This window comes from Streptomyces sp. NPDC057702 (genome assembly GCF_042799315.1).
Lineage (GTDB): Bacteria > Actinomycetota > Actinomycetes > Streptomycetales > Streptomycetaceae > Streptomyces.
In genome coordinates, this window is sequence record NZ_JBHVJC010000058.1 from 25228 (window position 1) to 33996 (window position 8769).

General features: G+C 74.3%; 8 protein-coding genes. 6 read left to right on the forward strand and 2 right to left on the reverse strand.

Going from position 1 to position 8769, the window contains the following annotated elements; translation table 11 throughout:
* Positions 1 to 158: 158 nt before the first annotated feature.
* Together ACFVFR_RS30320 and cobC are read left to right on the forward strand one after the other, a co-directional pair.
* Positions 159 to 851, forward strand: coding sequence for a cobalamin biosynthesis protein (locus ACFVFR_RS30320; protein ID WP_383707544.1), 693 nt, complete (start codon positions 159 to 161; stop codon positions 849 to 851).
* A gap of 428 nt (positions 852 to 1279) precedes the next feature.
* Positions 1280 to 2434: an Rv2231c family pyridoxal phosphate-dependent protein CobC gene (gene cobC, locus ACFVFR_RS30325; RefSeq protein WP_383707564.1), complete on the forward strand. Its 1155-nt coding sequence runs from the start codon at positions 1280 to 1282 to the stop codon at positions 2432 to 2434.
* Positions 2435 to 2765: 331 nt separating this feature from the next.
* Here cobC and ACFVFR_RS30330 read toward each other — a convergent pair whose 3' ends face one another.
* Both ACFVFR_RS30330 and ACFVFR_RS30335 read right to left on the reverse strand, forming a co-directional pair.
* Positions 2766 to 3545 (reverse strand): SCO1860 family LAETG-anchored protein, encoded by a 780-nt coding sequence (locus tag ACFVFR_RS30330; RefSeq protein WP_383707546.1) that lies wholly within the window; start codon positions 3543 to 3545, stop codon positions 2766 to 2768.
* A gap of 269 nt (positions 3546 to 3814) precedes the next feature.
* The gene (locus ACFVFR_RS30335) at positions 3815 to 4915 is read right to left on the reverse strand and encodes an amidohydrolase family protein (RefSeq protein ID WP_383707548.1); all 1101 of its coding nucleotides are present in this window, start codon (positions 4913 to 4915) and stop codon (positions 3815 to 3817) included.
* 417 nt (positions 4916 to 5332) lie between these two features.
* Between ACFVFR_RS30335 and ectA the strand changes: the two genes are divergently transcribed.
* The 4 genes from ectA (at position 5333) to thpD (ending at position 8732) form a co-directional block, all read left to right on the forward strand.
* Positions 5333 to 5896 carry a diaminobutyrate acetyltransferase gene (gene ectA / locus ACFVFR_RS30340; RefSeq protein ID WP_383707550.1) on the forward strand — a complete coding sequence of 188 codons (564 nt, stop codon included), beginning with the start codon at positions 5333 to 5335 and terminating at the stop codon, positions 5894 to 5896.
* A gap of 72 nt (positions 5897 to 5968) precedes the next feature.
* Positions 5969 to 7237 carry a diaminobutyrate--2-oxoglutarate transaminase gene (ectB, locus tag ACFVFR_RS30345; RefSeq protein WP_383707552.1) on the forward strand — a complete coding sequence of 423 codons (1269 nt, stop codon included), beginning with the start codon at positions 5969 to 5971 and terminating at the stop codon, positions 7235 to 7237.
* Positions 7238 to 7322: 85 nt separating this feature from the next.
* Positions 7323 to 7730 (forward strand): ectoine synthase, encoded by a 408-nt coding sequence (locus tag ACFVFR_RS30350; RefSeq protein WP_383707554.1) that lies wholly within the window; start codon positions 7323 to 7325, stop codon positions 7728 to 7730.
* A gap of 90 nt (positions 7731 to 7820) precedes the next feature.
* The gene (gene thpD, locus ACFVFR_RS30355) at positions 7821 to 8732 is read left to right on the forward strand and encodes an ectoine hydroxylase (protein WP_383707556.1); all 912 of its coding nucleotides are present in this window, start codon (positions 7821 to 7823) and stop codon (positions 8730 to 8732) included.
* The last annotated feature ends 37 nt before the right edge of the window (positions 8733 to 8769 follow it).

The following is an 8769-nucleotide window of genomic DNA, read 5'->3' on the forward strand; positions in this document are numbered from 1 at the left end:
CGCGCTCGCCGGGGCGCGGTCGGCGCCCCGGGCCGTTCCCGCTCGGGCCCGCGCGTCACCGGGCGGGCGGGGCGGCTGGGGGCACGGGGGCTGCCGATGTCGGTGTCACAGCGTGCCACGGCGGCCACGCGACGTACGCGGGGCTCGCGGGCGATGTCGTGACCGCTCAGCGACCCGGCACCGAGGACCCCCCGGTGCCGGTCTTCGTCGGCGTGGGGGCCAGCCGCGACGCGCCCCTGGACGAGGTGCTCGGGCTGATCGCCGCGTGCCTGGCCGAGGCGGGCCGCCCGCCGGCCGCCGTCGCCGCCCTGGCCACGGTGGACGTCAAGGCGGACGAACCCGCGCTGCGCGAGGCGGCCGAGCGGTACGGGGTGCCGCTGTGGACGTACCCGGCCGCCGTGCTGGCCACGGTGGCGGTGCCGCACCCGACCCGCGCCGCGCTCGCCGCCGTCGGCACCCCCAGCGTCGCGGAGGCGGCGGCGCTCCTGGCGGCGGGCCCGGCCGCCCGGCTCGTCGTGGACAAGCGCAAGTCCGCGCCACCGGCCGGCCCGCCGGCCGCCACCTGCGCGCTGGCCCTGCCGGGCCCGGCCACCGCACCACGGCCCGCCACCCCCGTGGCCCATGTGCCCCACCCCACGCCGCCCGACCCCACGCCCCCCGACGGCGCCCCGTCCCGGCCCGAGCCACCCGACCACCGGGCGCCCGGCCATCCGGCGTGGGGTCGCGCCCGGCCCCACGCCCCGACCGACCGGCCGCCGCCCGACGGGACCGCACCCGGCCACCCGGCCCCCGACGGTCGGTGGGCACCCGTCGGCCGCCCTGGCCGCGAGGGCCGCACCGACCAGCGGTAACGTCACGGGACGCCGTGTCGTCCACGGCCGGCCCCGACCCGCTGGGCGCCGGGCGCACCCGCGCCACCGGGCTCCCGGCGCGGGGGGTCGCCGGCGGGGCGCGTCGAGACGCCGGGGCCGGTCGCGTCTCCACGGCACCCCCGTCACACGCGGCGCCGCCGGTCGGCCCCCGACGGGCCCACCCCGCCCAACCGGCGCGGTGGCCCACGACGGCGTGGCGCCCCTGCGGCAACACCGGCACCAGCCCCGGCACGGGCAGCGGACCACGGACAGCGGACCGCGACACAGACAGCAGCACCGGCACGAACCGAACAGCACGGAGGACAGCGCGTGAACAGCCCGCCAGCGCCGCGACCCGTAGGCCCGCGTACCCCAGGCCAGCGGCGCGACGACGGACCTGCCGACACCCGGCCGGGGAGGGCGTGACGATGCCGCCCGCCCCCACCCCCTCGGGCCCCGCCCGCGCCTCCTCGGGCCGCCCGGTGGCCCGCTCCGGGGCCGAGTCGCCAGGGGCGCCGGGCCGCGCGCCGGAGCCGGCGCCCGACCTGCGCCATCACGGGGACGCCGAGGTACGCGGCGCGGCGGCCGAGCTGACCGACCTCGCCGTCAACGTGCGGGCGGGCACGCCGCCCCCCTGGCTCAGGGCCCGCATCGCGGCCTCCCTGGACACCCTGGCCGCCTACCCGGACGGGACGGCCGCCCGCGCCGCGGTCGCCGAGCGGCACGGCCTGCCGCCGGAGCGGGTCCTGCTCACCTCGGGCGCGGCCGAGGCGTTCGTGCTGGTCGCGCGGGCGCTGCCGGGCCGCCGCCCGACCGTGGTGCACCCGCAGTTCACCGAGCCCGAGGCGGCGCTACGTGACGCGGGGCGCGCCGTGGAGCGGGTGCTCCTCGACCCGGCCGACGGCTTTCGGCTGCGCCCGGGGGCCGTCCCCGAGGACGCCGACCTGGTGGTGGTCGGCAACCCGACCAATCCGACGTCCGTCCTGCACCCCGCCGAGGCGCTCGCCCGGCTGGCCCGACCGGGCCGCACCCTGGTGGTGGACGAGGCGTTCATGGACGCGGTGCCGGGCGAGAGCGCGTCGCTGGCCTCCCGTACGGACCTGCCGGGCCTGGTGGTGCTGCGCAGCCTCACCAAAACCTGGGGGCTTGCGGGGCTGCGCGTCGGCTACGTCATCGCCGCCCCGGAGACCGTCGCCGCCCTGGAGCGCGCCCAGCCGCTGTGGCCGGTCTCCTCGCCCGCGCTGGCCGCCGCCGAGGCGTGCAGCACCTCGCTCGCGCGCGCGGAGGCCGCCCACGCCGCCCACCGCATCGCCGCCGACCGGGCCCACCTGGTCGCGCGGCTGGGCACATTCCCGCAGGTCCGGGTCTGCGAGCCGGCCGCCGGGCCGTTCCTGCTGATCCGCCTGCCGGGCGCCGACGCGGTCCGCGAGCGGCTGCGCGACTTGGGCTTCGCGGTGCGTCGGGGCGACACGTTCCCGGGCCTGGGCCGCGACTACCTGCGGCTGGCCGTACGGGACCGGGCCACCACCGACCGCTTCGCGACGGCCCTGGAGCGCGCCCTGGCCCGGTCCCACACGGCCTGACCCGGCGCGGCCTGACGGCACACGCGGCGTAGGCGGTTCGCGGGCCGTGGGCGACCCGCGCGGGGCCTGCGCGGGAGGGAGCGTACGCGGCGCGCGAGGTGGCGCCCGGCGCGGGACGGGCCGCCGGGAGCGCGTCGACGAGGCGACGAGGCGATACGTCGACACAACGCTCAGACGACGAAGCGCCAGGGCGGTGGAGCCGGTGGAGCGGCACGGGCGGGCAGCGGGGCCCAGGGCCGGTGGGGGCGGGGCTCGGCGGGGGTGACGCCCCGGGGCGCGGCCCGGGGCGTCACCGGTCAGGCCGCGTCGGGGCGGCCACCGGTCGCGCGGGCTACGGCGCGTCGGGGCTCGTGGCGGCACGGCCACCAGGGGTGGCGCACGTGGCCTCGGCCAGCGTGATCCGGCCGGTGACGGCGGCCACGTTCAGCCGCAGCGGGTTGACCGCGACCCGCAGGTCGAGCGCGGCCGAGGCGGCCGTACGGGAGGTCGTGGTGGTCCTGCCGATGGTCAGCCGCACCTCGCCGACGCCGGGCACACGCACCCGGGCGGCGCCGCCGGTGTCGAACGCGACCCGCTGGCCCAGCACGGTGACCGTGCCGAGCGGCGTCGTCGTCGCGACCGGCCTGGCGCCCACCCGACACACGGCCCGGGAAGTGACCCCCTCGGCCTCGATCAGGGGCAGCGCGGGCAGGCCGGGCACGTTCACCCGGGCCCGGGTCAGGCTGGCGTACCCACTCGCCTCGCGGGCGGTGCGCGTCGTACGGGCGGTGAGGGCGTCGGCGCGCAGGAAGGTGACCGGGCGGCCGGCCGCCACGCCGTCGAGCGGCACGGTCAGGGCGGTCTTCTCGCCGCTGAGCGGCGCGCGCACCTCGTTGACGGGCACCTCGACCGGCACCCGGAGCGCGCCGTCGAGCAGCGCGACATCGAGCCCGGCGCGCAGCACGGCGGCGCTCGCGGCACCGGTGGACGCGGCGCTGGTGGACGCGGCGGCGGCGCCGGCGTGCGCGGGCGCGCCCGCGAGGGTGCCCAGCAGGGCGGAACAGGCCAGCACGGTGGCGGTACGCCGCACGCGGGCGGTCGGGGCTAAGAAGGAGTCGCTGGAACGGGACACGGGTGGAACCCCCACGAAGGACACGGAGTCGCCGGTCCCGGCTCGCGGTGCGCGCGCGGGCCGACGACATGGGCTCCGCCATGCTGGCGCACGAAGAGTGACCGGACGCCCACCCGTGGTGCGTTCACCGCATCGGGTGAACCGGGGCCGACTACTTCTCGCCGTTTCCCCTCCCGCCCCACCCACCCCGATCCGGCGCGGGAGCGCGCCGGGCGCCGAGGCCCGCCGCCCGGGTCACCCGGACGGCGGTACGGCGCCGTGGGCGCGGCTCAGCCGACGACGCGACCGCGCAGCACCACCCGGCGCGGCGTGGACAGCACGCGGACGTCCTCGCGCGGATCGGCGTCGTAGACCACCAGGTCGGCGGCGGCGCCCTCGACCATGCCGGGGCGCCCGAGCCAGGTGCGCGCGCCCCAGGTGGCCGCGGACAGCGCGTCGATCGCGGGGATGCCCGCCTTCACCAGTTCGGCGACCTCCTGCCCGATCAGCCCGTGCGCCAGCGAGCCCCCCGCGTCGGTACCGGCGTAGATGGGCACGCCCGCGTCGTAGGCGGCCCGCACGGTGTCGTAGCGGCGCTCGTGCAGTCGTCGCATGTGGGCCGCCCAGCGCGGGAACTTCGCCTCGCCCCCCTCGGCCAGCGTGGGGAAGGTCGCGATGTTGACGAGGGTGGGGACGATGGCCACGCCGCGCTCGGCGAACAGCGGGATGGTCTCCTCGGTGAGCCCGGTGGCGTGCTCGACGCAGTCGATGCCCGCCTCCACCAGTGGGGCCAGCGACTCCTCGGCGAAGCAGTGCGCGGTCACCCGGGCACCGAGCCGGTGCGCCTCCGCGATAGCCGCCGCCACCTCGCCGGGCGGCCAGCACGCCGACAGGTCGCCGCTGTCCCGGTCGATCCAGTCGCCGACGAGCTTCACCCAGCCGTCGCCGCGGCGCGCCTCCTCGGCCACGTAGGCGACCAGATCGGCGGGTTCGATCTCGTGTGCGTAGTTCCGGATGTAACGACGGGTACGGGCGATGTGCCGGCCCGCGCGCACGATGCGAGGGAGGTCGTCGCGGTGGTCGATCCAGCGGGTGTCCGAGGGCGAGCCCGCGTCCCGCAGCAGCAGCACCCCCGCGTCCCGCTCGATGACGGCCTGCTTCTCGCTCGTCGCCTCGTCCACGGGCCCGTGGGCGTCCAGGCCCACATGGCAGTGCGCGTCGACCAGACCGGGCAGGGCCCAGCCCTCCACGACCCGTACGTCCCGGGCCCCGGTGGGCCGCTCGAAGGTGATCCTCCCGTCGATCACCCAGAGCTCGTCGTGGACGTCCTCGTCGGCGGTCGGCCCGGCCAGTACCCGCCCCTTGATGTGCAGCACCGCGCTCTCACTCATGGACGAACCCTACGAGCCCGCCCCCACGGGCCTCGGGGCGGCCGTGACAGCGGCCGCCAAAAGACCGATGAACGGTCAACCGATGCATCCACTTTGCGCTTATGCTAATGAATTCCCGGCGGCATGTAGGCGCTTATTCAGCTCAGCAGCCCATATTCTCCTGCCCGCTTTCCCTGACCTTAAACGCCAAGATTTCGCTCGTGCCAAGCAGGTAATTCCGCGACGCCACAAGGCCGTTATGCACCTGTGACATAACTCGTGACGCGCCCGATTTGCCTAGAAAATACGGACCAAACCGGGATCTTTCGCCGGCCGGTTGCGCGCCCGCGCGTCCCCGCGTGATACCACAACGCCCCCCTCTCAGGTAACCCCTCCCCGCGATGCAATTTCTGATTCGGCTCGGTAAATTCAATTTGCATGACCGCCGCACAAGCAGACCTTGCACGTGCCCACAGCGAATTCCTGGAAATTCCGGAGGGACTGGAGCTCGACACCCCAGGCGTCGAAGACGGGGCCGCGATCTGGCGCATCGCCCGCGACTCGAAGGCGCTGGACCTCAACTCCTCGTACAGCTACCTCCTGTGGTGCCGGGACTTCGCCTCCACCTCCGTGGTGGCCCGCTCCGACGGTGGCGAGCCGGTCGGCTTCGTCACCGGGTACATCCGCCCTGAGCGCCCGCAGACCCTCGTGGTCTGGCAGGTCGCCGTCGACGACGCCTGTCGTGGCCGAGGGCTCGCGGGAGCACTGCTTGATGGACTGACCGCGCGGGTCACCACCGAGAGTGGCGTGCGCCGCGTGGAGACGACCATCACGCCGGACAACGCCGCGTCGAACCGGCTGTTCACCTCGTTCGCCGAGCGGCACGGGGCGACGGTGGAGCGTGAGGTGTTGTTCGACGGGCAGCTCTTTCCCGAGGGCTCTCACGAACCCGAGGTGCTGTACCGCATCGGGCCGCTGGCCCCGCCCGCCGAGCGCCCCTGACCCGGGCCCGGCCCCACCCGAACCACTTCCCCCACCCGCCACCGCTCGCCACTGAACTCCCAGGAGCACGCTGTGACCATCACCCAACCCGACCTGAGCGTCTTCGAGACCCTGGAGTCGGAGGTGCGCAGCTACTGCCGCAGCTGGCCCACCGTCTTCGACCGGGCCCAGGGCAGCCACATGTACGACGAGGACGGCCACGCCTACCTCGACTTCTTCGCCGGGGCCGGGTCACTCAACTACGGCCACAACAACCCGGTCCTCAAACGCGCGCTGATCGACTACATCGAGCGCGACGGCGTCACCCACGGCCTGGACATGTCCACCACGGCCAAGCGGGCGTTCCTGGAGTCCTTCCAGCGGACGATCCTGCGCCCGCGTGACCTGCCGTACAAGGTCATGTTCCCGGGCCCGACGGGCACCAACGCCGTCGAGGCCGCGCTCAAGCTGGCCCGCAAGGTCAAGGGCCGCGAGTCGATCGTCTCCTTCACCAACGCCTTCCACGGCATGTCGCTGGGGTCGCTGGCCGTCACCGGCAACGCGTTCAAGCGCGCCGGCGCGGGCATCCCGCTGGTGCACGGCACCCCGATGCCGTTCGACAACTACCTGGACGGTCGGGTGCCCGACTTCCTGTGGTTCGAGCGGCTCCTGGAGGACCAGGGCTCCGGCCTCAACCAGCCCGCCGCCGTGATCGTGGAGACGGTGCAGGGCGAGGGCGGCATCAACGTCGCCCGCGCGCAGTGGCTGCGCGAACTGGCCGAGCTCTGCAAGCGGCGGGACATGCTGCTGATCGTCGACGACATCCAGATGGGCTGCGGACGCACCGGTGCCTTCTTCTCCTTCGAGGAAGCCGGCATCGTCCCCGACATCGTCACCGTCTCCAAGTCCATCAGCGGCTACGGACTCCCCCTGGCCCTGACCCTCTTCAAGCCCGAACTCGACGTCTGGGAACCCGGCGAGCACAACGGCACCTTCCGCGGCAACAACCCCGCCTTCGTCACCGCCGCCGCCACCCTGGACACCTACTGGGCCGACGGCCAGATGGAGAAGCAGACCCTCGCCCGCGGCGAGCAGGTCGAGCAGGCGCTGCGCGCCATCTGCGACGAGCACACCCGGCTCGGTGCCGAGTACCGGGGCCGTGGCCTGGTCTGGGGCCTGGAGTTCACCGACAAGTCGCGCGCCACGGCCATCGCCCGCCGCGCCTTCGAACTCGGCCTGCTGATCGAGACCTCCGGCCCGGAGAGCGAGGTCGTCAAGCTGCTGCCGGCGCTGACCATCAGCCCGGACGAGCTCGACGAGGGCCTGCGCACGCTGGCCCGCGCCGTCCGCGAGACCGCCTGACCCCACCCCCGCTCCCGTGGCAGGCCGCCACGGGGGAGATCATCCGTGTCCCACCGGGCACGCGAGAGAAAGGCACCGACTCACCGTGATCGTCCGTTCGTTCAAGGACATTGAGGGCACCGACCGGCACGTGAAGGCCGCGTCGGGCACCTGGGAAAGCAAGCGCATCGTGCTCGCCAAGGAGCGCGTCGGCTTCTCCCTGCACGAGACCGTCCTCTACGCCGGCACCGAGACGTCGATGTGGTACGCCAACCACATCGAGGCGGTGCTGTGCGTGGAGGGCGAGGCCGAGCTCACCAACGACGAGACCGGCGAGAAGCACCTGATCACGCCCGGCACGATGTACCTGCTGGACGGCCACGAGAAGCACACCATGCGACCCAAGACGGACTTCCGCTGTGTGTGCGTGTTCAACCCGCCGGTCACCGGCCGTGAGGACCACGACGAGAACGGCGTCTACCCGCTGCTCACCGAGGAGCCCGTGGACGCCTAGACCGCGGGCGGCGCGAGGCCGCCCGCCGGCCCCTGCCGGTGCTGCGGCCCGCCGCGTACGGACCGTACGAGAGGAGAGGAAGGCAACACCATGACCACCGCACCCGAGCGCACCGCCGACCTGTACCCGACCCGTGGGACCACTGAGGTGGCCACCCCGCGGCAGGACCCGGTGGTGTGGGCGATGCCGGACGGCGAATGGGCGCAGGGCCCCATCGACCACGCGGAGCTGACGGGCTACGAGCGCGACGGATTCCTGACGGTGGATCAGCTGATCACGCCGGACGAGGTCGCCGTCTACCGCGCCGAGCTCGACCGACTCGTGTCCGACCCCGCGATCCGGGCGGACGAGCGCTCCATCATCGAGCCCACCTCCCAGGACGTACGGTCGGTGTTCGAGGTGCACAAGATCAGCGAGGTGTTCGCCAAGCTGGTCAGCGACCCACGGGTGGTGGGGCGGGCCCGACAGATCCTCGGGTCCGAGGTCTACGTCCACCAGAGCCGCATCAACGTCAAGCCGGGCTTCGGTGCCTCCGGCTTCTACTGGCACTCCGACTTCGAGACCTGGCACGCCGAGGACGGGCTGCCGAACATGCGGACGGTGTCCGTCTCGATCGCCCTGACCGAGAACTACGACACCAACGGCGGCCTGATGATCATGCCCGGGTCGCACCGCACGTTCCTGGGCTGCGCCGGTGCCACTCCCCGGGACAACTACAAGAAGTCGCTCCAGATGCAGGACGCCGGCACCCCCTCGGACGAGGCGCTGACCCGGCTCGCCGACGCGCACGGCATCCGCCTGTTCACCGGCAAGGCGGGCGCGGCGACCTGGTTCGACTGCAACTGCATGCACGGCAGCGGGGACAACATCACCCCCTACCCGCGCAGCAACGTCTTCGTCGTCTTCAACAGCATGGACAACCCGGCGGTCGACCCCTTCGCCGCCCCGGTGCCGCGCCCCGAGTTCATCGGCGCCCGGCCACCGTTCACGCCGGTGCGCTAGCCCGGTGACAGCGCCGCGGGGCGGCGGTGGCCTGGGC